This is a genomic window from Micromonospora sp. NPDC002411 (assembly GCF_053592955.1).
Genome location: NZ_JBSFBM010000064.1, coordinates 1 through 23497, shown reverse-complemented (window position 1 = coordinate 23497; position 23497 = coordinate 1). Strand labels below are relative to the sequence as shown.

The following is a 23497-nucleotide window of genomic DNA, read 5'->3' as shown; positions in this document are numbered from 1 at the left end:
CCGGGTGGTCACCGTGCTCTTCGGCGACCTCTCCGAGTTCACCTCCTGGTCGGAGGACCTCGACCCGGAACGCGTCGGCGCGGTCACCGACCGGGTGCTCGCCGCGCTCGCCGGCGCGGTGAAGACGTTCGGCGGGCACGTGGACAAGCTGACCGGTGACGGGATCATGGCGGTTTTCGGCGCTCCCGTGGCGCACGAGGACGACGCCGAACGCGCCGTTCGAGCCGCCCTGTCCATGCAGCGGGCCGTCCGCCGGGTGCTCGACGACGAGCGAGGCGGCGGCGCGCCACTCGGGCTGCGCGTCGGCCTGAACACCGGCGATGTCATCGCGGGCATCCAGGCAGCCATCGAGTACACGGTCATCGGCGACACGGTGAACACCGCCGCCCGGCTGGCCGACGCCGCCGCCGTCGGCGCGGTGTACGCCGGAGGGCGCACCGCCGCCGCGACCCGGCACGTGTCGTCCTGGCGGGCGCTGCGCCCGCTGCGGCTCAAGGGCAAGCGGGAGCCGGTCGAGGCGTACGAGCTGCTGGGCCTCCTGGACGCGCCAGGCACCCGGTCGGGGCTCGGCGACGAGGCGCCGTACGTCGGACGGGAGACGGAGATCGGCCGGGTCGCCGGCCGACTCGCCGAGGTGATCGACCAGGGCGACCCGCGGGTGCTGCTGATGACCGCCGAGGCGGGCATCGGCAAGTCCCGGTTCGCCGCGGAGGTCGAGCGCCTCGCCGCCGGGTACGACGTGGGCGCCGGCCGCTACGCGGCGCACACGGGAGCCCGGGTGCTCTCGGTGCGGTGTGCCGCGTTCGGCGAGCGACGCCGGCTCGCGCCCCTGGCCGACCTGGTGCGTGCCGCCGTCGGCCTGCCCAGCGACGCGGCCACCGCGCTGACCCGACCGGCAGTCGAGGAGAGGCTGCGGCGGCTCGGGCAGCGGCTCGCCCGCTCCGGCGGTGAGACCGCGCCGATCGCCACCGAGCAACTGCTCGCCCTGCTCGGCTACGGCGAACTCCCCGCGCACGCCGGCACCGACACCGGCGAGTGGGGTGGGTCGGGCGTCCCGGCGGCGGACGCGGAGGCGGTGCCGAACGCGGTCGCCGACCTGCTCAGCGGCCTCGCCTCGGAAGCGCCGCTGGTGATCGTGGTGGACGACCTGCACGACGCCACCGCCGAGACGATCAGCGCCCTCGGGCTGACCCTGTCCAGGCTCACCGGCCCCGTGCTGGTGCTGCTGCTCGGTCGGCCGGAGCTGGTGCGTACCGCCGGGGCGTTGACCCGGGTCGCGGACGCCGAGGTGCACTCCCTGCCACCACTGCGCGGTGCCGACGCGGCGCGGCTGCTCACGAGCTACCTCGGTGGCGGCAGGTTGCCGCAGGCCGACACGGACCGGCTGCTCGCCACCGCGCAGGGCAACCCGTTCTACCTTGCCGAATTGGTCACCCTGCTGATCGAGCGGGGAGCACTCACCACGGAGTCCACGCGGGGTGTCCGCGCACCGGGGGAGCGGAGCGGCGACCGCGACCAGAGCCCGGCGGCCGGCTGGCGGTTGGTGCCCGGCTCGCTGGGCAGCCGGTTGCTCTCCCGGGACCTCGCCGCCGTCCTCGCCGCCCGGATCGACGCCCTGCCGCCGGACGCCCGTTCGGTGCTGCGGGACGCCGCGGTGATCGGTGACACGGTCCCCAACGGTGCGTTGGAGGCGATGCGCGAACAGCGCGCCGGCCGTGACGGCAGGCCGTCCGCCGTGGTCGCCGTGGAACTCGACCGGGCCGTCGAGGAGCTGCTGCAACGGCGGATGCTGCACCGCTCCCGGACCGGATACTCGTTCGCGACTCCGCTGATGCGCGAGGCCGCGTACGCCGGGGTGAGCAAGGCGGAGCTGGCCGAGCGGCACGCCGCACTGGCCCGCTGGGCGGCGCCAGCGGACGAGGCCGCTCCCGCCGCGCCGGGCGGGTTCACCGACGAGGCCCGGGACGACTTCGTGGCGACGCACGTCGAACGGGCCGCAACGCTCGCCGACGCGGTGAAGCTGCGTCCGGACGCGCCGGCCCGCGCGGTGGTACCACTGGGCGTCGCCGCGCTCGGCAGGGCCGCCCGCCGGTCGCTGTCCGCCGGTGAGCCGGTGCTGGCCGTCGAGTACGCCGAGCGCGCCACCGAACTTGCCCGTGACGGGGTGCCGGCGGCCGATCGGGTCGTGCACGCTCGGGCCCTGCTCCAGGTCGGCCGTGTCGGCGACGCGTTGGCGTACGCCGAGAAGATCGCCGCGAACGCGGGGGACGAGGCCACCCGGGTCGGTGCCCTGCTGCTCGCCGGGCAGGCCCAGGAGACCCTCGGTGATCAGGGCCGGGCGATGACCGCCTGGCACGAGGCGTTGCAGGTGGCCACGGCGGCCGGTCTGCCTGTGCAACGTGCCACCGCGATGCGCCGGATCGGGATGGCCGACTTCGTGGCCGGCCGGTTGAGCCAGGCGAGCAGTCGGTTGGCTGCCGCGTACCAGGTCAGCCTCGGCGCACAGGACCGGCGCGGGCAGGCCTGGTCGCTGCAGAACCTGGCCTGGGTCACCACCACCCGGGGTGACTTCGCCGGCACCGACGCGGTGCTCGGCCGGGCCGCCCGGCTCTTCGCCGAGCTGAAGGACCCGTACGGGCAGGCCTGGCTGCGCGGCACCACGGCGTTCGCCCGACTGCTCGCCGGCCGGCTGCGCGAGGCGTGTCGGATGGCGCAGGTGTTCCTGCCCTTCGGGGAGCGGGTCGGCGAGGCGTGGGCGGTGGGCACGCTGCGCGCGGTGGCCGCGTTCGCCACCGCCGAGCTGGGTGACCTGGCCGAGGCCGACCGGGAGGCCCGGCGGGCGTACCGGGAGTTCGCCGCTGCCTCCGACGATTGGGGGCGCGGGTTCGCGCTGGTGGTCCGCGCGGTGGTGGCACGAGGGCTGGGCGAGTCGGAGCACGCGGCGGACCTGCTCAGCGACGCCCTGGCGTACGCCGAGCGCACCTCGCACCCGCTGCTGACCGGGATGGCCGGCACGCTGCGCGGTTTCGTGGCGTTGGACCTGGGCGACTGCGAGACCGCCGAGCAGATGGCCCGTGCGGTGCTGACCACCGTGGAGCCGCACAACCCGCAGGCCCCGGCGCAGGTGGCACCTCGGGTGCTGCTGGCGACGGCGCGTCTGGCCGCCGGCGACTCGGCGACCGCGGTCGGGCTGCTCGCCCCGGTGGCGACGGCTGCCGCGAACGCGCCCTCGCTGCTGTTCTCCCGCCGTCAGACGATGGCTCAGTACGCGTCGGCGCTTCTCGCTCACGGTCAGCGGGAGCAGGCGTTGGACTGGGCTCGGCGGGCGGTCACCGCGCCGGCCGAGGACGTGCGCAGTCAGGTGATCGCGGCCAGTGTGCTGGCCGAGGCGCTGGCTGCGTGCGGCCAGCCGGCGGAGGCGCTGTCCTGCGCGGACGAGGCGGTCCGCCTGGCGTACGCGACCGAGCAGCGCAGCGAACGCGCCGCCGCCGATGCCCTGCACGCCCGCCTGAGCACCCCACCCCTGACGCCCTGACCTCCTGAACTCGGTGATCAAGAGGTTCGCGTCAGGAAACGCCCGTGCGGTGACCGAAACCTCTTGATCAACCTGAAGGGTCGGGGTTGGGTTTCTACCGGTTTTGGGGATGTGGTGGTCGGGGGTAGCGGCTAGCGTGTCACCACCGTGTGCTGGTCCACAGTGGTGACCGTCGCCGTGCCTGGGGAGGCCCTTCATGAAGCTGCCGCGTTCCATCGCGGGCTGGACCATCGCGGTCTTCGGCGTGTTGGCGCTGGTGATGGGCACGGTTGGGCTGCTCTGGCCGGAGGCGCAGTTGCGCATGCTCGGGTTCGAGGTGCCGGAGACGCGTGCCGTCGGTGATCACACCGGCACGTTCCTGTTGGCGTCGTCGATGGCGGCGTTCAACATGGGTGTCTACTACCTGCTGGCCACGGTCACCGAGTGGCGGGCGTTCTACCGGTTCACAGTGGTCTTCCGGTTGGTCACGTTCACCGTCTTCACCATTGCGGTGCTGGCCGACATCGCCCCCGACCGGTTCTTCGGGGTGGCGGCCTGGGAGGGGCTGGGGGCTGTGGCCACCGCTGTCGGCCTGCGCCTGGACGCTCGCCGGGGCGCTCCCGCGGGGGGCATCGACGCGTCCGAGGGTGCCGCGGCGACCGCGGACGCTGAGGAGGGTACCGGTCCAGCCGGAGCCGCTCCGGCGGACGCGGTGCGCTGAGCCACCGGCCGGGTTGGGTATTTTCGAGCGGTGACGGACACCCCGAGCGGCGGCTTGCCGGTTCCGATCGTGCCCGGTCTGACCGATTTGCGGGTTTTTGCCCGAGGTGGATACGCGACCGTCTACCAGGCCACCCAGATCTCGGTGGGTCGCGAGGTTGCCGTCAAGGTGGAGAACCGGACGCTGGACAGCGAGCGGGATCAGGCCCGCTTCCTGCGCGAGGCGCGGGCTGCCGGCCGGATGTCGTCACACCCGCACGTGGTCGACCTCTTCGACGTCGGGGTCACCGTCGACCAGCACCCCTACCTGATCATGGAACTCTGCGACGGCTCGTACGCCGAACGGATGCGTACCTCGCCGCTGGGCCCGGTGGAAGCCCGTGACCTCGGCATGAAGATCGCCGACGCGTTGGCCCACTCACACGCGGCCGGGGTGCTGCACCGCGACGTCAAGCCGGCCAACATCCTCTACTCCCACTTCAACTCGGCAGTGCTCGCGGACTTCGGGCTGGCAGTGCTCGCCGAGCACCGCGACGCCTCGGTCACGCTGGAGGTGCTCACCCCGGCGTACGCGCCACCGGAGATGTTCAGCCACAGTCCGCCGTCACCGGCCGTCGACGTGTACGCGCTCTGCGCCACCCTCTACGCGGTGATGCACGGCCGACCGCCCCGCTGGCAGTCCGAGCGCAATCCCAGCCTGGTCACCGTGCTGGAGATGTTCAACCAGCCGCTGCCCTCGTTGCCCGGGGTGCCGGACGAGCTGATCGATGTCCTGCGTCTGGGCATGGCCAACGAACCCGCCGAGCGTCCCTCCGCCCTGGAGCTGCACGACCTGCTCGCCAACCTGCCCCTCGGGCCGCCGTCGGCACCCGTCAGCGGTGCCCCGGTCAGCGGTGGCGCGACCCTCTCCGGCGCCTACCCGGTCAGCCGGCCCATGCCGCGCCCGGCCATCGAGGACACCCAGCAGGCGGTGCCCAGCGGTCGGCGCTGGCGGCGCTGGTTCCTCGGCGGCGCGGGTGTGCTCGCTCTCGCCGCCTCTGCCACCGCCGGGGCCTGGGTCGCCGACCGGGCGGCGGTGCCCACCCCGAACCCGTCGGTCACCCAGGTCGCCGCACCGGCAACCGGCCCGCTGCCCGGCTGCGCCACCGGCTCCGGTGCGCCGACCGCCCTGCCCGAGGGCGCCCGCTGCCTGCCTGAGCTGGAGTGCTTCGGCCCGGTGCGGATCCGGGGCGACCGCGCGGAGGCGGCCCGGCTGCCCTGCGCCGGCCGGCACACCTGGGAGACGTACGCCGAGGGCATCCTGCCGGTGTCGCTGGTCGGTGCCGCCTATGACGAGGTGATCGCCGCCGCCCAGGTGCGACAGGTGTGCAGCGCCACGACGTTCCGGTTGACGACCGGGATCGCCGAGCCGAGCGGCTGGCACCTGGAGGTGCTACCGCCGGTCGACGGCAGCATCGACCGGGCGTACCGGTGTCTGGCCGGGCGGGGCGTGGACGCGCTCGCCGCGCCCACCCTCACCGGCCGCCGCTGAGCCCGTTCGTTCCGCGTCGCCGGTCACGCACCGCACGCAACGCGTCCCGACTGTCGAGGGCGTCGAGGGTGTCGGCGTCGATCCCGTACGGCATGAACTCGGGCGGCCCGACGGCCGGCGCGCGGTCCACCGGCTCCGGTGCGTCGCCCTGCCGGGCGGCCGAGACGGCGACTCCGGCGACCATGGTCAGCAGGACGCAGAGGAGTGCCAGGACCACGCCGAGAAGATCCTGTCGACGCCAGATGACCAGCATGGCCAGCGGCGCGAGGGCTCCCAGCGCCGCGAGCACCGCCACCGTCCGCGCATCGGGTCTGGGCAATTGGCTCACCCGTCCAGCATGTCGTGACGAGCCCGGCTGTCAACCGCAGAGCCGACCGGCGCGCCGATCGGCATCGATCGGCTGGGCGGTCCAACATGGCTGCTCGGCGTCCACACTCAGTGGACGAGAGCCGCTACTCTCGGTGTCCCGCAGGCTCTTCCGGCAGCGAGGTCGCCCATGAACTCAGGCAGGTCGCAGTCCCGGCTCCGCTCGGTCGCGTCGACGCTGGCCGTCGCCCTCACCCTCGCCCTGGCCGCCGCCGCGGGCTGCGACAGTCGGCAGGAGCCCGAGCTGCCCTCGGTGCAGGAAAAGATGCGCGAGACGCACATCTACGGCCAGTCGAAGCTGCGGATCGGTGTCGCCACGAACGAGCCGTTGATGGGCGAGTTGCGGAACGGCAAGCACGCCGGTTTCGACGTCGAGATCGCCAAGTACATCGCCGCCTCCCTGGGCTACGAGGGGGACCAGCGGCTGGAGTTCGTGCCGGTGGCCACCGAGGAGCGGATCCCCGCGCTCCAGGGCGGCACTGTGGACCTCGTGGTCTCCAGCTTCTCCATCACTGAGGAGCGCAAGAAGGTGGTGAGCTTCGCCGGGCCGTATTTCGTCACCACCCAGGAGGTGATGGTGCCGACCCGGTTGAAAGGCAAGATCAGCACCATCGAGGACCTCCGTAACCCGGACTACAAGATCTGCACCAGCGGCGGCTCCACCACCGAGGCCGAGCTGGGAAGTCACCAGGTCAAGGCGTTGGTCGTGAAGACCGTGGGTGACTGCGTCAACGGCATCCGTGCCGGCCGCTACGACGCGGTCAGCTCCGACGAGACGATCCTCGCCGGCTTCCTGGCCCGACACCCGAAGGAGTTCGAGATCGTCGACCTGCCCTTCGGCACCAGCGAGTTGCTGGGCATCGGCGTGCCGATCGGCGACCCGGCACTCCGCGATCTGGTCGCGTTCTTCCTGCAGAAGAGCTACCAGCAGGGCCGCGACGAACAGGCGAGCCCGTGGCAGACCGCGTACAACCAGACCCTCGGTCCGTGGCTGACGGCCGAGAAGCGCCAGCCGCAACCGCTGGAGGTGCCGAAGCTCGTCGACTTCGACGACAAGGCGCCCGCGAAGTGAGCGCGGCGACCACCGCCGCCGACGGCGACGGCCCGGTCCCGCCGCCCCGCCGATCCGTGCCGGGTGACGACGCCACCGCGCCGGCCACCGGCGGTACGGTGCCCGTGGCCGGTGGGGTGGACACCATCGACTGGCCGGCCGGAGTTCCGGTCGCCGAGCCCGCCGAGCCGGTCGTCGCCGAGGTGGAGCACGGGCGGGTCCGATGGGACCCGGCCGAGCGGCGTGCCCGAGCCAGCCAGTCGTTCTGGACCGCTGTGGTGGGCGTACCGGCGATCTTCTCGGTGCTCCGCCTCGGGGTGGAGGCCGGCGGGGAACTCCAGACCACGCTGTTGCTGGTCGCGAACGTCGGGCCGGTCAACCTGCTCGCCGGCTTCCTGACCACGGCTGCCCGGCTGCTCTCGACCGGAATGGTCGCCGTCTTCGCGCTCGGCGCGGTGTTGGCCGTCAGCGCCGACCAGCTGCCGCCGGGCACGCGTCGCCGTCCGCTCTTCGCCCGCTGGGCCGACATCACCCCGGCCTGGGTGGTCCTGGCCAGTTTCCTGCTCGCCCTGATCACCTGGCCGCTGCTCTACCTTCCGTTGCTGTTGCCGGCCTTCGTGGCCGCGTTCCAACTCCGCCCCGCCCGCCTGCACGAACGCGTGCTGCCACGGCTGCTGATCATCGTCGCGCTGCTCGCCGGGTACGGCTGGCTGATGCTGCCCACGCTGCGTGAGGCGGTGAAGCAGGGCGGTGAGGGGCTGGTGCTGGCGCTCCTCGTGGTGCCTCCGCTGCTCGCCCTGTTCATCGCCGGACCCCTGCCGGGCCTGGTGATCCGGCCCCTGGCGTCGGTGACCGAGGTGGCGGTGCTGGCCACGCTGGTCTGGGCCGCGGTGCCGGTGATCAGCACCCCGGTGTTGCCGTTGACCGTCACCACAGTGGGCCCGGAGAGCGGACCGACCGAGGACGTACGCGGGCACGTGGTCACCACCGACGACGTCAACATGGTGATCCTTCAGGAGCAGGGCGGGGTCCGGTACGTCCCGGTCGACCTGGTCCGCGCGCAGGTGCTCTGCCCGAGCGAGGAGGAGCTGCCCCGGCACCAGTTGCGCATCCACGACTTCCACGTCGAGGACTCCCTGTTGGAGGGGATGGGCCGACGGGTCCGCCCGGTCCACCGCATCGATGCCGCCTGCCGCACCGCACTCTGACCGCACTGGTCGACGGCTCAGTACGACTTGTCCTGGCCGAGGACGTGCTGGGCGACGAAGTTGAGGATCATCTCCCGGCTGACCGGGGCGATCCGTCCGGCCCGCACCGCGCCGAGCAACGTGGCCACCCCGTACTCGGTGGTCATGCCGGCCCCACCGAGCACCTGGACGGCGGTGTCCACGGCGAGCGCGGCGGCCTCCCCGGCCGCGTACTTGGCCATGTTGCCGGACACCCCGGCCTCCAGGTCGCGGCCCGCGTCGTAGAGGGTGGCCGCCTTCTGGATCATGAGGCGGGCCAGTTCCACCTGCACGGCCGCGTGTGCCAGCGGGTGCGAAACGCCCTGGTGGGAGCCGATGCTCCGACCACCCCAGACCTTCCTGGTGGCCGTGTACTCGCTGGCCCGCTCGATGGCGTACCGGCCGGTGCCGGCACCCATCGCCGCCACCGTGATCCGCTCCGGGTTGAGCCCCGCGAAGAGCGCCGGCAGTCCGGCGTCCAGCGACTCACCGAGCAGCGCGTCGGCGGGCACCCGCACGTCGTCCAGGTAGAGCAGGAACTGGTTCTCCGGGGAGACGATCTCCATGTCCAACTTCGACCTGGTCAACCCGGCCGCGTCGGTCGGCACCAGGAACAACGCCGGCTTGAGTTTCTGCGGAGACGTGTCCTCTGAGCCGGCTGGGCCGTCATCGACGGCGACCCGGGCCACCACCAGGACGTGACCGGCCTCGTCGACACCGGAGATGTAGCACTTACGGCCGTTGAGCAGCCAACCGTCACCGTCCCGGCGGGCCACGGTGCCGAGCCGGTGGAAATTGGAGCCGGCCTCCGGCTCGGTGATCGCGAACACGATCTTCTGGGAGCCGTCGGCGAGACCGGGCAGGTGCCGTTTGCGCTGCTCCTCGGTGCCGTGGCGGGTCAACACCGTCGCCGCGATCGCGGGGGAGACCACCAGCAGCAGCAACGGGCAGCCGGCCGCCGCCAACTCCTCGCAGACGATCGCCAGGTCGGTGATGCCGCCGCCCCCGCCGCCGTACTCGGTGGGGATGTTGACGCCCAGGTAGCCCAGCCGGCCGGCCTCGGCCCAGAGTTCGGTGGTGTGTTCGCCGGCCTTCGCCTTCTCGACGAAGTAACCGTGGCCGTAGCGACGGCCGAGCGCCCGCACGGCGTCGCGTAGCTGATCCTGCTCGGGGGTGAGGTCGAAGGTCATCGGGGGTCCTCCTCGGTAGTGACCACAGCCAGCACGGCACCCGTCCGGACCTGGCCGCCGGCCGGCACTGGCAGCTCGGCGACCACACCATCGGTGGGGGCGAGCACGGGATGTTCCAACTTCATCGCTTCCAGCGTGAGCAGTGGTTCGCCGGCCGTGACCCGCTGGCCGACCTGGACGTGCACGCGGGTCACCGCGCCGGGCAGCGGCGCGAGCAGCGACCCGGCGGCCACCTCCGCGGTGGGCAGCGGGAGCCGCGGCAGCTCGGTCAGGCTCGCCGCCCCGTCCGGGCCGTCCACGAAGACCGTCGACAGCATCCGGTGTACGCGGAACGCGCGCCGGACCCCGTCGACGTCGAGCACCACCCGATCCGGGGTCGCCTCGACCAGCGCCACTGTGGCGTCATCGGCCGACGGGTCGGTGGACCATTCGGCGAGGCCGCCAGTACGGTCCAGCCGGTAGCGGACCTCGATCTCGCCGTCCGGGCCGGCGAACCGGGTGACCTGCGGGACCGCCGGCACGTTGCGCCACCCTGACGGCAGCCCGCCGAGCACAGGGGACGAGGCGCGACGGCCGGCAGCCGAGGCGAGCGCCGCCGCGAGGGCGGTGACCGGAACCTGTTCGGCGGGGAGCAGCGGGGCGAAGACCTCGGGGTGCCGGTCCAAAAAACCGGTGTCGATCTCGGCCGCCGCGAACTCCGGGCTGCGGAGCACCCGGACCAGCAGGTCGCGGTTGGTGGCCACCCCGTGCACCTCGGCCCGGGCCAACGCGCCCGCGAGTGCGCGGGCCGCCTCGGACCGGGTCGGCGCCACGGCGATCACCTTGGCGACCAGCGAGTCGTAGTGCACCCCCACCTCGGAGCCCGCCACGACGCCGGAGTCCAGCCGCAGGCCGGCCCGTTGGAGCCAGCCGAACTCGCGGTCCACCCCCGGCACGTCGAAGCGGTGCAGCGTGCCTGTTGCCGGCCGCCAGCCCTGCGCCGGATCCTCGGCGCACAGCCGCGCCTCGATCGCGTAGCCACGCGCGGCGGGGTAGTAGCCGTGCTCGGGCAGCGGGTCGCCCTCGGCCACCAGCAGTTGCAGCCGGACGAGGTCCAGCCCGACCGGCGTGGTCAGCTCGGTGACCGGGTGCTCCACCTGGAGGCGGGTGTTTATCTCCAGGAAGAAGAACTCCCCGGTCGGTGCCAGCAGGAACTCCACAGTCCCGGCGCTCACGTAGTCCACCGCGCGCCCGGCCGCCACCGCCGCCTCGTGCAGCCGCTCCCGCAACTCCGCCCCGACGACCCCGGGCGCCTCCTCGATGATCTTCTGGTGCCGGCGCTGGATCGAGCACTCCCGGACACCGAGAGCGGCGACCGTACCGTGGGTGTCGCCGAAGATCTGCACCTCGACGTGCCGGCCGCGTTCGACGTACCGCTCGATGAAGACAGTGCCGTCACCGAACGCCGCAGCCGCCTCGCGGCGCGCGGACGCCACGGCCTCGGCCAGTTCCCCGGCGTCCCGGACGATCCGCATGCCCCGCCCGCCGCCACCGGCGGACGCCTTCACCAGCACCGGGAAGTCGGTGACCTCGTCGGCGTCGGTCCAGCTCGGCAGCATCGGCACGCCGGCGTCGGCGAGCAGCGCCTTCGCCGCCAGCTTGTCGCCCATCGCGGCGATCACCTTGGCGGGTGGGCCGACCCAGGTCAGCCCGGCGTCGGTCACCGCAGCCGCGAACTCGGCGTTCTCGGCGAGGAATCCGTAACCGGGGTGGACCGCGTCCGCGCCGGTGCGCCGGGCGGCGTCCAGGATCAGGTCGATCCGCAGGTACGTTTCGGACGGAGTGTTCCCGGGCAGCCGGACCGCCTGGTCGGCCTCCCGCACGAACGGCGCCGACGCGTCAGCGTCCGAGTGCACGGCTACCGTCTCCACGCCCAGCGCCCGGCAGGTCGCGAAGACCCGACGCGCGATCTCACCCCGGTTGGCAACGAGCAAACGTTCGATCATCGGTTGACCCCTCACATCCGGAAGATGCCGTAGCCGTCGGCACCCTTGACGGGTCCGCTGTGGATCGCCGAGAGGCAGAGCCCGAGGACGGTCCGGGTGTCCCGCGGGTCGATCACCCCGTCGTCGTAGAGCCGGCCGGACAGGAACAACGCGCCGGACTGCGACTCGATCTGCTGCTCGACCATCATCCGCATCGCCGCGTCGGACTCCTCGTCGTAGTCACGCCCCCGCGCTGCCGCCGCCTGGCGGGCCACGATGGAGAGCACGCCGGCGAGCTGGGCCGGGCCCATCACCGCCGACTTCGCGTTCGGCCAGGTGAACAGGAACCTCGGCTCGTACGCGCGGCCGCACATGCCGTAGTTGCCAGCCCCGTACGAGGCGCCCAGGTTCACCGTCAGGTGCGGCACCGTCGAGTTGGACACCGCATTGATCATCAGCGCGCCGTGCTTGATGATGCCCCGCTGCTCGTACTCGGTGCCGACCATGTAGCCGGTGGTGTTCTGCAGGAAGATCAGCGGGGTGTCGGCGGCGTTCGCGAGCTGGATGAACTGGGCCGCCTTCTGCGCCTCCTCGCTGAACAGCACCCCACGGGCGTTCGCCAGCACGCCCACCGGGTAGCCGTGCAGCTCGCCCCAGCCGGTGACCAACGCACCCCCGTACGCCGGCTTGAATTCGTCGAACTCGCTGCCGTCGAGGATCCGGGCCAGCACCTCACGCGGGTCGAACGGCACCTTCAGATCGGCGCTGGTGATGCCGAGCAGCTCCTCCGGGTCGTACTTCGGTGGCTGCGGCACCGCCGAACGCGGCGGCGGGCCCTGCTTGCGCCAGTTCAGCCGGCGTACGCACTGCCGGGCCAGCCGGATCCCGTCCCGCTCGTCCTCGGCCAGGTAGTCGGCGAGCCCGGAGGTGCCGGCGTGCATCTCCGCGCCACCCAACGACTCGTCGTCGGTGACCTCACCGGTCGCCATCTTCACCAGCGGCGGCCCGGCCAGGTAGACCTGAGACCGGTCCCGAATCATGATCACGTGGTCGGACATCCCCGGCACGTACGCGCCACCGGCCGTGGCGTTGCCGAAGACCACGCTGACCGTGGGGATACCCGCCGCCGAGAGCCGGGTCAGGTCACGGAACACCCGGCCACCCGGGATGAAGATCTCCGCCTGGGTGGGCAGGTCCGCCCCGGCCGACTCGACCAGGTTGACCATCGGCAGCCGGTTGGCCAGCGCGATCTCACCGGCCCGCCGGGTCTTGGCGAGGGACCACGGGTTGACCGCGCCGCCTCGTACCGTCGGGTCGTTCGCGACGATCAGGCACTCCACGCCCTCGACCACCCCGATCCCGGTCACCACGCTGGCCCCGACCGGGAAGTCCGTACCGAACGCGGCGACCGGCGACAACTCCAGGAACGGGCTGTCCGCGTCCACCAACAGCTCGATGCGCTCCCGAGGCAGCAACTTGCCGCGCGCGTGGTGCCGGGACACGTACTTCTCGCCGCCGCCCGCCCGAGCCTGGTCCAGAGCGGCATCCAGCTCGGCCAGCCGCTCCAGCAGGGCAGCCCGGTTCGCCGCGTACCCGGGCGCCGTCGGGTCGATCGCGCTGTCCAGAGTGCTCACGGTGCCTCCTTCGTTCGCGACTGCGGGGCTCGCAAAATCGGCTCACTCCTCGCGCTCACAGCCCTATGCCCTTCGCGATGATCTCGTTCATGATCTCGGTGGTACCGCCGCCGATGCCGAGGATCCGCGCGTCGCGGTAGTGGCGCTCCACCTCCGCGTCGCGCAGGTAGCCGAAGCCGCCGTGCAGTTGCAGCGCCTGGTCGACGACGTGGTCGCAGGCGGCCACCGCCACGTTCTTCGCCATCGCCACCTCGGTCACCACCGGCTCGCCGGCGGCGACCCGGTTGGCCACCTCGTGCACGTACGACCGGGCCGCCTCGGCCCGCGTGTGCATCTCCGCCAGCCGGTGCCGGATCAACTGCCGGCTGGCCAGCGGACGCCCGAAGGTCTCCCGGTCCCGGCACCAGCGCACGGCCAGTTCGACGCAGCGCTGCGCTGTCGCGTACGCCTGGGTGGCCAGCGACAGCCGCTCCGCGGCGAAGTTCTGCATGATCGCCAGGAAGCCGGTGTCCTCCGCGCCGATCCGGTTCGTCACCGGCACCCGCACGTCGACGAACGACAGCTCGGCGGTGTCCGAGCAGTGCCAGCCCAGCTTCTCCAACCGGCGCCCCACTGTGAACCCGGGCAGCCCCTTGTCGATGACCAACAGGGTCAGCTCGCCGCTACCCGGGAAGTCGGTGCAGACGGCGGTGGTCACGAAGTCGGCCCGGTGCCCGCTGGTGATGTACGTCTTCGACCCGTTCACCACGTAGTGGTCGCCGTCCCGGCGGGCCGTGGTGCGGATGCCGGCCACGTCGGAGCCGCCGTCCGGTTCGGTGATCGCCAAGGCGCCGATCATCGTGCCGGCCAGGGTGGGTCTGACGTACCGCTCGATCAGGCCGTCCTCACCCGGGGACGCGGTGCCGCCGAGCCGACCGCCCAGCGAACCTCCGGTGTGGGCGCCGGCCGCCGCGACCATGTGCGGCAACGCGATGCCGTGCGTGAACAGGGCTGCCACCAGCCCGGACGAGCCACCCGAGCGGATCAGTTCCTCGGTCACGATGATCGAGTCGAGCAGGTCACCGCCGCTGCCGCCGACCGACTCGGGGAAGCCGATGCCGAGAAGGCCGATCTTCGCGGCGGTGGCGTGCAGCGCCCGGGGCACCTCGCCGGCCCGCTCCCAGTCGTCCAGGTGCGGCAACACCTCGCGGGTCACGAAGGCCCGGGTCAGCTCCCGTAGTTGCCGCCGCTCCGGCGTGTCCACGATGCTCATCGGGTCACTCCGTTCGCTGCGGGCGGTCCAGTCGGCACGTCGGCCGGCAGGTCGACGATCCTCGCCCGCAGCAGCTCACCGAGCGCCTTGGCCTGCGGATCGAACCGGGTGGACGCGGCGACCCCCTCCCCGAGCAGACCCTCGATGACGAAGTTGACCGCCCGCAGGTTCGGTAGCTCGTAACGCCTCACCGACAGTGGCGCGGTCTCCGGCAACAGCTCGGCCAGGCGCGCCACTGTCAACCAGTCGCGCAGCCACTCGTACACGGCGTCGTTGCGCGCCCAGACGCCCAGGTTGGCATCCCCGCCCTTGTCCCCGGAGCGCGCGCCGACCAGCTCGCCGAGCGCGCCACGGCGGGTCGGGCCGTCGGCCGTCGCGCCCCCGCCAGCTGTCGTCTCGTCCTCCGACGTGGGTGCGGTACGGATCGGCGGGGCGATCGACACCCGCTCACCGCCGGGCAGCACCGCGACGTGAGCCACGGCGTCCTGCGGCACCTCGTCGGCGGTGAAGACACCGTACGGTGTCGCGTCGCCGGGCAGTGTGGTCAGCGTGCAGCCCGGGTACGAGGCCAGCGCCAGCTCCACCGCGGCGGCCGAGAACGCCCGCCCGGCCCGTGCCTTGTCGCCGTGCCGCAGGTGTACGTGCAGCAGCGCGCTGGCCGCCTCGGTGTCGGCGGCGTCCGGGTGGTCGGTCCGGGCCAGCGTGAACTCCAGCCCGTCCGTGCCGACCGCCTCCTCGACCTGCCCGCGCACCAGCGCCGCCTTCGCCTCGACGTCCAGTCCGCAGAGGACGAACGTCATCGAGTTGCGGAAGCCGCCGAGGTTGTTGACGCCCACCTTCAGCGTGGCCGGCGGCGGGGTGCCCCGGACGCCGGACACCCGGACCCGGTCAGGACCGTCCGGGCTCAGCGCCACCGTGTCCAGTCGGGTGACCACGTCCGGCCCCAGGTACGCCGGCCCGCCGATCTCGTACAGCAGTTGTGCGGTGACCGTCTCCACGGTGACCGCGCCACCGGTGCCGGGATGTTTGGTGAGCACCGTCGAGCCGTCGGCGTGCACCTCGGCGATCGGGAAACCGGGCCGGTGCCCGCCGTCGGGCAGCTCGGTGAAGAAGCTGAAGTTGCCTCCGGTGACCTGCGCGCCGCATTCGACGAGGTGGCCCGCGACGGTCGCCCCGGCCAGCTGGTCGAGGTCGTCGCGACTCCACTTGTATCGGGCGATGGCCGGGCCGACCACCAGCGACGCGTCGGTGACCCGGCCGGTGACCACCACGTCCGCGCCGCCGTCGAGGCACGCGGCGATCCCGAACGCGCCCAGATAGGCGTTGGCGCTCAACGCGTCCGGCCGTTGGATCGTGTCGCCCTCGACGTACCCCACCTTCGCGGCCAGGCCCAGCCGGGTCGTGAGGGACTCGATGGCGGCGGCCAGGCCGGCCGGGTTCAACCCGCCGGCGTTGGTCACGATCCGCACCCCACGGTCCAGGGCGGTGCCGAGGCAGGTCTCCAGTTGACGCAGGAATGTCTTCGCGTAGCCCAGGTCGGGGTCGCGCAGCCGGTCCCGGGCGAGGATCAGCATGGTCAACTCGGCCAGGTAGTCACCGGTCAGCACATCCAACTCACCGCCGTCGAGCATCTCCCGCCACGCGGTGAACCGGTCCCCGTAGAAGCCGGAGGCGTTACCGATGCGGATCACGCTCGTACCCCGTCTCCGCCGGCCGGCTCACGGCCGACGCCCGGCGGCCCGGCGAACGCCTGCGCCACGTCGAGCCACTCGTCGGCGACCGGGCCGGTGGCGACCAGGGCGAGGTCCGCGCGGTGTCGGCGCTGGGTGACCAGCAGGCAGAAGTCTCGAGCCGGGCCGGTCAGCCGGTCGGCGGCGTCCGCCGGCCCCCAACTCCACGTGTCGTCGCCGGGCCCGACCAGCTCGACCCGGACCGGCGTCGTCGGTGCCGTCCGGCCGTGGGCGGCGAAGCCGTGCCCGAGGGTACGCACACCGAGGTGCGCGACGTGCCGCAACCGCTCGCTGTCGGGGCGGACGACGCCGAGTGTGTCGGCCACGTCCTGACCGTGTGCCCAGGTCTCCATGATCCGGGCGGTGGCCATCGAGGTGGCCGACATCCGGGTGCCGTACCAGGGGAGCTTCTCTCCGGCCGGGACGGCACCCAGTGCGTCGGCCAGCGCCGACCGGCCGTTCCGCCAGCGGTGGAGCAGTTCCTGCGGCGGGGCGAGGAATTCCTCAGCGCCCGCGTCGACGAGCCGGGTCGCGTCCGGCGCGCTGGTCACCGTTGCGTAGAACGCCTCGGCGTCGGTGGCGGCCAGCAGCGCCACGTGGTCGGTCCAGGCGAGGTGCGCGATCTGGTGCCCGATGCTCCAGCCGGGTGCCGGGGTGGGCCGGGCCCAGTCGGCGGCCGGCAGCGGCGCCACCAGGGCGTCCAGTTGGGCGGACTCGGCGGCCAGATCCGCGAGCAGGTCGGTGAGGTCGACCATGGTGCCTCCGGTCGGTGGTGGCCGGTGCGGCCGGCGGTCAGGGCGTGAGCAGGGTGGCGAGCTGGCGCTTCCAGGTGGCCAACAGGGCGGTACGACGGGCGGAGTCGTCGTTGAGCAGGTTGGCCACCCCGAGCCCGCGGAGCAGGTCGAGGGTGGCCTGCACCGCTTCGCGGACGCCGGGTCGACGCTCGTCGACGCCGAGCAGGGCAACTGTCAGTCGGTGCATCTCCCGGCCGACTGTCGCCTCCAGCGGCACCAGGGCGTCCCGGAGCTCCCGGTCGGTGCGGGCGGCGACCCAGAGTTCGAGAGCTGCCACGAACAGCGGCCCGGTGAACGCCACGCCGAGCAGGTCGATCACCCGGTCGAGGCGCTGCGGCCCGGCCGGCAAGGCCTCGGCCTCGGTGCGCAACTCGGCGGCCCGCCGCTCGGCGAGGTGGGCCACGGCGGCCGTCACCAGCGCTGCCTTCGTCGGGTAGTGGTGCAGCTGGGCCCCCCGCGAGACACCGGCCCGGGCGGCGACGACAGTGGTCGTGGTGCCGGACCAGCCGTGCTCGATCAGGCAGTCGACGGTCGCCTCCAGCAGCCGGGCCTGGGTGGCGCGGCTGCGTTCCTGCTGCGGGACTCGCGTCGGTGTGGAAGGCACGCGAACAGCCTGCTGCCAACGAAACAAACAGTCAAGCCTGATTTTTTCTAGCCCTGCTGCCGATCAGTCAAGCTGGCGGTGGGTGCGGCAGTGGGGCTCAAGGCGGGTGGGTCGCGGTGTGTTGGCTCGCTATGGAGCTGATAACGCAGACGAGTCAGCCACCAGCCGAATTGCTGGCGAGCCGGTCGGTTGGGCCGGTTGGTCGCATTCGGCGGTCGCATTTGCCGGTCGCTTGCGCTGATGTCGCAAACGATTCAGCTCCATAGGCGCGTTGCCTCAGGTTGCCACCAACCGCTGAGCCGGCGTCTCAAGCACCGACGGCAGCCGGAGCGTCAGCGGCCGTCGCGGGGGCCGAAGACGGCCAGCGCGTCGGCGTCGCTGTGCTGGGAGCGCAGGTACTCGTCGGCCCAGGCCGCCGCGTCGGGGAAGGTCGACTCCGCGGCCACCCGGGCGCACGCCGCGTCCACGTCGAAGGCGGTGCGACGGAGCTGGACGCCCGGCCCGAGCAGTGCCCACCACGCGCCCGCGCCCCCGTACGGCATGCCGATGCTCCCGGGGTTGACCACGAGGCGTCGGTCCACCAGTCGGGCGAAGGGCATGTGCGTGTGGCCGCAGACCACAGTCGTGACCTCGGCCGGGAGGCCGGCGAACACCTCGGCCCAGCGCGGCATCCGGGAGTCGACGAGCACCACCTCCTCGTCGTCCCGAGGAGTGGCGTGACAGAACAGTGTCGGCCCGAGCCCGTCGATCGCGAACGTCGCCGTCGCCGGCAGGGTCGCGAGACGAGCCACCTGGTCGTCGCGGAGCTGCCCGGCGGCCCAGTTCGACACCTCGATCGACGTGGCCTTCCCGGCTCGTGCCTCGACCAGCTCGCGGTCGGCGTTGCCGCCCACCCAGCAGACCCGGTCATCCAGGTCGGCGAGCACGTCCAGCACCTCGACCGGCTGCGGACCGGCCGCGATGTCGCCGGTCAGCACGATCAGGTCGGCGGCGGCGACGTCCGGTTCGGCCAGCACGGCCTCCAACGCGGGAAGTACGCCATGGATGTCGGAGAGCACGGCAACTCTGTTCACCATGGCCCCACCCTCACCGCTTCGGCCGCGCCGAACCAGTCTTTCTGCGCCCGGCAGACGAAACGTCCCCGCCCACCGTCGATGACGGGAGGCGGGGACCTGACGTACGGCTCAGACGCGGGCGCGGCGGGCCAGGCGCTCCGGGTCCAGGATGATGATGCTCTTGCCGTCCAGCCGAAGCCATCCGCGCGAGGCGAAGTCGGCCAGCGCCTTGTTGACCGTCTCCCGGGAGGCGCCGACGAGCTGGGCGATCTCCTCCTGGGTGAGGTCGTGGGTCACCCGCAGGACGCCGCCGTCGCGGGTGCCGAACCGCCCAGCCATCTGGAGCAGGTTCTTGGCGACCCGACCCGGCACGTCCGTGAAGATCAGGTCGGCGAGCGAGTCGTTCGTCCGACGCAGCCTCCGGGCGAGCACCCGGAGCAACTGCTCGGCGATCTCCGGGCGGTTGTTCAACCACGGTCGCAGCGCCTGCTTGCGCAGTCGCACCAACCGGGTGTCGGTCACCGCGGTAGCGGTCGCCGTACGCGGACCAGGGTCGAAGAGCGACAGCTCACCCACCATGTCCGACGGCCCCATCACCGCGATCAGGTTCTGTCGGCCGTCCGCTGCGCGGCGACCAACCTTGATCTTCCCAGACAGCAGGATATAGAGGCTGTCGCCGGGCTCGCCCTCATTGAAGACGATCTCGCCCTTGCGGACCTCGATCGTCTCCATCTCCTTGGCAAGCGCCTCGGCAGCTTCCGGGTCGACACCCTGGAAGATCCCGCTGCGGGCCAGTACCTCGTCCATCGCGCACCTCCGGTTACGCGGGCCGTCCGTCGGCCGGGGTCGCCGTCCGCTGATCCCCTCGCGCGCCGCCAAGTCTAGGCGCACATGAGCATGAATCAGAGGTCGCCCCTGGAATCTTGATCGGTGGGCGTAACCTGCCCGACGTGCTGAGCGAGCCGACTCTGACCAGCCGTGCCGAGGACGGGCGGGACATTCCACTGCTCTTCTGGCGCGCGACCGGGCCCCTGCGGACCGTCAGCAGCGGCCCGCTGGGCGGTGGCATCGGGGTCCGGCGGTGGGTGCTGAACGCGACCGTGCCCATGTCGTACGACAGTGATGACCCCGCCGCGCACCTGGCGGCGCTCGCCGTCGACCTGGCCCTCGACGGGCCCGGGGTCGGCCTGCTGACCGGGGTGCACGTCGGCGAGGTGGTGGCCCGGACCGACACCGGGGTGCGGGTCTGGGCGACGGTCGGGCTCGGCACGCCGGTGCTCGCGGCCGCGCCGACGCCGGCCGGGCTCGTCCAACGGGTCGGCACTGTCAACATCGTGGTGTACGTGCCGGCCCGGCTCGCCGACTCGGCACTCGTCAACGCGGTGGCCACGGCGACCGAGGCGAAGACCCAGGCGATCAGCGAACTCGGGCTACCCGGGACCGGCACCCCGACCGACGCGGTCACCGTGCTGTGCCCGGTCGACGGGCCGGAGGCCGCGTACGGGGGGCCGCGCTCCAGTTGGGGCGCCCCGCTGGCCCGAGCGGTGCACGCGGCGGTGCTCGCCGGGGGCTCCCAGACGGTCGTGCCCTGGTCAGAGCAGGTCAACGACTGAAGATTCGACCGATCGGCTGTCGTCGGCGCGTTTACGGCCCGGTATGGTCGCGGGCGATGTATGCTCCCGCCCCCCTCGCGTCCCGCCCGCGTCGCCGTGTCGCCCTAGGCCTCGCCGCACTGCTGGCCGCCCTGCTCGTCGCCGGCTGCTCCGATGCGGGTGGCGAGGCTCCCGTCTGGCAGCCCGGTGCCGGCGGCGGTGGCACCGGCGCACCGGTGGCCACTGCCGAACCGGGCGCCACCGCGCCCGCAGCCTCCGGCGCGATCTCGCTCTCCGCCACCGGCGACATCATCATGGGCAACGCGCCGAGCCGGCTGCCCGCCGGCGGCGGGAAGGGCTTCTTCACCTCGGTCACCGAGGCGCTGAAGGCAGACCTGGTGATGGGCAACCTGGAAGAGCCGTTGACGGTGGACACGGGCACCGGCAAGTGCGGGGCCAACTCCACCCGCTGCTTCCAGTTCCGGGCCCCGCCGGAGTACGCGGCACACCTGCGCGACGCCGGATTCGACGTGCTCAACCAGGCCAACAACCACGGGTACGACTACGGGCCGAAGGGCTACGAGAACACCCAGAAGGCGTTGGAGAAGTACGACCTGAAGCACACCGGCGCGCCGGACCAGATCACAGTTGTCGACGTCAAGGGCGTGAAGGTCGCGATCGCCGGCTTCTCGTCGTACGTCTGGTCGAACAGCCTTGTCGACATCGCCAAGGCGAAGACGGTGGTCGCCAAGGCCGCCACCATGGCCGACCTGGTCGTGGTGCAGGTGCACATGGGCGGTGAGGGAGCGGAGAAGACCCGGGTGAAGCCGGGCACGGAGATGTTCCTGGGCGAGAACCGGGGCGACCCGGTCAAGTTCTCCCACGCCATGATCGACGCCGGTGCCGACCTGATCGTCGGACACGGGCCGCACGTGCTGCGCGGGATGGAGTTCTACCAGGGGCGCCTGATCGCGTACAGCCTGGGCAACTTCGCCGGCGGCGGCAACTCCCTGAACAACGACGGGCGTCTCGGCTGGGGCGGCGTGCTGAAGGTGTCGCTGAAGCCGGACGGCAGCTGGGCCGGCGGCTCGTTCACCTCGACGTACATGAACGACGCCGGCAAGCCGACGATGGACCCGAACAAGCGGGGCCTCGGTCTGGTCACCGAGTTGAGCAGTACCGACTTCCCGAAGGGTGGCGTTCGGCTCGACGGGCAGGGCAAGATCTCGCCGCCGACCGCCGGTTGACCCGTCGGGAACGTCCGAGGTGCGACGTAGGCTGACCGTCGTGACCAGTAGTCCTCCCGCCGCCAGCGAGACCGACCTCGGGCGCACACGCCGCGCCCGCAAGATCGGCCGGGCGCTGACCGAGACGCACCCCGACGCCCATTGTGAGCTGGACCACTCCAACGCTCTGGAGTTGGCCGTCGCCACCATCCTCTCCGCGCAGTGCACGGACAAGAAGGTCAACGAGGTCACCCCCAAGCTCTTCGCCCGCTACCCGAGCGCCGCCGCGTACGCGGGGGCCGACCGGGGGGAGATGGAGGAGCTGATCCGGCCCACCGGGTTCTACCGCAACAAGACCGACTCGCTGCTCAAGCTCGGGCAGGCCCTCGTCGAGCGGTACGACGGGCAGGTCCCCGGCCGCCTCGTCGACCTGGTGACGCTGCCCGGCATCGGCCGCAAGACCGCCAACGTGATCCTCGGCAACGCCTTCGACGTCCCGGGCATCACCGTCGACACGCACTTCCAGCGACTGGTCCACAGGTGGCGGCTGACCACCGAGACCGACCCGGTGAAGATCGAGCACGCGGTCGGCGCGCTCTACCCCAAGCGCGACTGGACCATGCTGTCGCACCGGATCATCTTCCACGGGCGCCGGGTCTGCCACGCCCGTAAGCCGGCCTGCGGGGCGTGCACCCTCGCGAAGCTCTGCCCCTCGTACGGCACCGGGCCGACCGAGCCGGCAGCCGCTGCGAAGCTGCTCAAGGGCCCCCGGGCACGCGACCTCGCGGTGGCCGCCGGAGTCGACCCGGATCTGGTGCCCGCCCAGGCGGTCGCCGCGGAGGTGCCGTGAACCGCCGCCTCGCCCTGCTCGTCCTGCCGCTGCTCCTGGCCGTCGCCGGCTGCACCGCGGACAAGGCCGGTGACGAGCCGGCTCCCCGACCGGCCGCCGCCGAGCGACCGTCGCCGTTCCGGGACTGCGCCACGTTGGGCACGGCGCCCACGGCCGCCGCCACGCCGGGTTCCGCCACGAAGACCCCCGGCACGACCGCCCCCGCCGCTGGTGGTCAGGCGCTGCCGGAGCTGACGCTGTCCTGCTTCACCGGCGGGGCTCCGGTCGCGCTCCGTTCCGTCGCCGGGCCGGCGGTGATCAACGTGTGGGCGTCCTGGTGCCCGCCGTGCCGTAAGGAGTTGCCCGCCTTCCAACGACTGAGTCAGCGGACCACCGGTCAACTCCAGGTGGTCGGGGTCAACAGCCGGGACAGCCGCAGCGGCGCCCAGTCCATCGGTGAGGACTTCGGCGTCCGGTTCCCGATCCTGGTGGACCAGGGCGAGGCGCTGCAACGCGAGCTGAAGCGCAACGCCATCCCGCTGACCCTCTTCGTCGACGCCGACGGTCGGATTCGGCACATCGACGCCACTGGCGCGCTCGACGACGCCCAACTCGCCAAGCTGGTCCGCCAGCACCTCGGCCTGACGGTGCCCGCGTGACCCGTCGACCACCCGAATGGATCGACCCGCTGCTGACCCGGCTGGGCACCGCCCGCGCCGAGGACTTCACCCGGTTGACCACCCCGGCCGAAGGTGGCCGGGAGAGCGCTGTGCTGGTGCTGCTCGGCGAGCAGCCCGACACCGGCCCCGACGTGCTGGTCCTGCAACGGGCCGCCACCCTGCGTACCCACGCCGGTCAGCCGGCCTTCCCGGGAGGTGCGGCCGACCCCGAGGACGCCGACGTCCGCGCCACCGCGCTGCGTGAGGCGAACGAGGAGGTCGGCCTCGACCCGGCCAGCGTGACAGTGCTCGCCGAGCTGCCGAAACTGTGGATCCCGGTCAGTGACTTCGTGGTCACGCCGGTGCTGGCCTGGTGGCACGACCCGCACCCGGTGTACCCCTGCGAGCCGGCCGAGGTCGCCCACGTCGCCCGCCTGCCGGTCAGCGAGCTGGTCGACCCGGCCAACCGGCTGCGGGTCCGCCACCCCAGCGGCTGGATCGGTCCGGCGTTCTCGGCACGCGGGATGCTCGTCTGGGGCTTCACCGCCGGGGTGCTGGCC

The 23497-nt window shown here is 72.4% G+C and carries 20 protein-coding genes; 10 read left to right on the top strand and 10 right to left on the bottom strand.

What is annotated here, in order from left to right:
- The 3 genes from ACWCO3_RS10875 to ACWCO3_RS10865 all read left to right on the top strand — a co-directional run.
- Window positions 1-3535: adenylate/guanylate cyclase domain-containing protein (locus ACWCO3_RS10875; protein WP_450009617.1), on the top strand; the 3535-nt coding region annotated here is incomplete at its 5' end.
- Between the two features lie 196 nt (window positions 3536-3731).
- On the top strand, window positions 3732-4235 hold the full coding sequence (locus ACWCO3_RS10870; protein WP_145778559.1) for a hypothetical protein: 504 nt from the start codon (window positions 3732-3734) through the stop codon (window positions 4233-4235).
- 30 nt (window positions 4236-4265) lie between these two features.
- Window positions 4266-5765, top strand: coding sequence for a serine/threonine-protein kinase (locus ACWCO3_RS10865; protein WP_354882666.1), 1500 nt, complete (start codon window positions 4266-4268; stop codon window positions 5763-5765).
- Here ACWCO3_RS10865 and ACWCO3_RS10860 read toward each other — a convergent pair.
- Entirely contained in the window at window positions 5749-6093 is a 345-nt protein-coding gene (locus ACWCO3_RS10860; protein ID WP_145778561.1) for a hypothetical protein, read from the bottom strand. The genes ACWCO3_RS10865 and ACWCO3_RS10860 overlap by 17 nt on opposite strands.
- Before the next feature lie 168 nt (window positions 6094-6261).
- On the opposite strand from ACWCO3_RS10860, the gene ACWCO3_RS10855 reads away from it, so the two are divergent.
- Both ACWCO3_RS10855 and ACWCO3_RS10850 read left to right on the top strand, forming a co-directional pair.
- Entirely contained in the window at window positions 6262-7203 is a 942-nt protein-coding gene (locus tag ACWCO3_RS10855) for a transporter substrate-binding domain-containing protein (protein WP_358075045.1), read from the top strand.
- Window positions 7200-8390: a hypothetical protein gene (locus tag ACWCO3_RS10850; protein ID WP_450009613.1), complete on the top strand. Its 1191-nt coding sequence runs from the start codon at window positions 7200-7202 to the stop codon at window positions 8388-8390. Before ACWCO3_RS10855 ends, ACWCO3_RS10850 begins: the two co-directional genes overlap by 4 nt.
- A gap of 17 nt (window positions 8391-8407) precedes the next feature.
- Here ACWCO3_RS10850 and ACWCO3_RS10845 read toward each other — a convergent pair whose 3' ends face one another.
- The 9 genes from ACWCO3_RS10845 to ACWCO3_RS10805 all read right to left on the bottom strand — a co-directional run bounded on the left by ACWCO3_RS10845 (window position 8408) and on the right by ACWCO3_RS10805 (window position 19438).
- Entirely contained in the window at window positions 8408-9598 is a 1191-nt protein-coding gene (locus tag ACWCO3_RS10845) for an acyl-CoA dehydrogenase family protein (protein WP_145778564.1), read from the bottom strand.
- Window positions 9595-11583: an ATP-binding protein gene (locus ACWCO3_RS10840; protein ID WP_450009611.1), complete on the bottom strand. Its 1989-nt coding sequence runs from the start codon at window positions 11581-11583 to the stop codon at window positions 9595-9597. Before ACWCO3_RS10840 ends, ACWCO3_RS10845 begins: the two co-directional genes overlap by 4 nt.
- An 11-nt stretch (window positions 11584-11594) precedes the next feature.
- Entirely contained in the window at window positions 11595-13196 is a 1602-nt protein-coding gene (locus ACWCO3_RS10835; RefSeq protein ID WP_145778566.1) for an acyl-CoA carboxylase subunit beta, read from the bottom strand.
- A 55-nt stretch (window positions 13197-13251) separates the two neighbouring features.
- Complete coding sequence (locus tag ACWCO3_RS10830) at window positions 13252-14448, bottom strand: acyl-CoA dehydrogenase family protein (protein ID WP_357935360.1); 1197 nt, start codon at window positions 14446-14448, stop codon at window positions 13252-13254.
- Entirely contained in the window at window positions 14445-16139 is a 1695-nt protein-coding gene (locus tag ACWCO3_RS10825; protein ID WP_450009608.1) for an acyclic terpene utilization AtuA family protein, read from the bottom strand. The genes ACWCO3_RS10830 and ACWCO3_RS10825 overlap by 4 nt, the downstream gene beginning before the upstream one ends.
- A complete protein-coding gene (locus ACWCO3_RS10820; protein WP_450009606.1) occupies window positions 16136-16933 on the bottom strand; it encodes a TIGR03084 family metal-binding protein in 798 nt (265 codons plus the stop codon). The genes ACWCO3_RS10825 and ACWCO3_RS10820 overlap by 4 nt, the downstream gene beginning before the upstream one ends.
- A gap of 37 nt (window positions 16934-16970) precedes the next feature.
- Entirely contained in the window at window positions 16971-17576 is a 606-nt protein-coding gene (locus ACWCO3_RS10815) for a TetR/AcrR family transcriptional regulator (protein WP_145778570.1), read from the bottom strand.
- A 332-nt stretch (window positions 17577-17908) separates the two neighbouring features.
- Window positions 17909-18652, bottom strand: coding sequence for a metallophosphoesterase family protein (locus tag ACWCO3_RS10810; RefSeq protein ID WP_450009604.1), 744 nt, complete (start codon window positions 18650-18652; stop codon window positions 17909-17911).
- 108 nt (window positions 18653-18760) lie between these two features.
- A complete protein-coding gene (locus ACWCO3_RS10805) occupies window positions 18761-19438 on the bottom strand; it encodes a Crp/Fnr family transcriptional regulator (RefSeq protein WP_007466162.1) in 678 nt (225 codons plus the stop codon).
- Between the two features lie 143 nt (window positions 19439-19581).
- Between ACWCO3_RS10805 and ACWCO3_RS10800 the strand changes: the two genes are divergently transcribed.
- The 5 genes from ACWCO3_RS10800 to ACWCO3_RS10780 all read left to right on the top strand — a co-directional run.
- Window positions 19582-20244: an adenosylcobinamide amidohydrolase gene (locus ACWCO3_RS10800; RefSeq protein ID WP_450009602.1), complete on the top strand. Its 663-nt coding sequence runs from the start codon at window positions 19582-19584 to the stop codon at window positions 20242-20244.
- A gap of 56 nt (window positions 20245-20300) precedes the next feature.
- Window positions 20301-21470, top strand: a complete 1170-nt coding sequence (locus ACWCO3_RS10795; RefSeq protein WP_450009600.1) for a CapA family protein — start codon at window positions 20301-20303, stop codon at window positions 21468-21470.
- 40 nt (window positions 21471-21510) lie between these two features.
- Complete coding sequence (gene nth, locus ACWCO3_RS10790; protein WP_450009598.1) at window positions 21511-22299, top strand: endonuclease III; 789 nt, start codon at window positions 21511-21513, stop codon at window positions 22297-22299.
- The gene (locus tag ACWCO3_RS10785) at window positions 22296-22937 is read left to right on the top strand and encodes a TlpA family protein disulfide reductase (protein WP_358052363.1); all 642 of its coding nucleotides are present in this window, start codon (window positions 22296-22298) and stop codon (window positions 22935-22937) included. The genes nth and ACWCO3_RS10785 overlap by 4 nt, the downstream gene beginning before the upstream one ends.
- Window positions 22934-23497 (top strand): NUDIX hydrolase (locus tag ACWCO3_RS10780; RefSeq protein WP_450009595.1); only part of this gene is annotated, 564 nt, incomplete at its 3' end. The genes ACWCO3_RS10785 and ACWCO3_RS10780, both read left to right, overlap by 4 nt.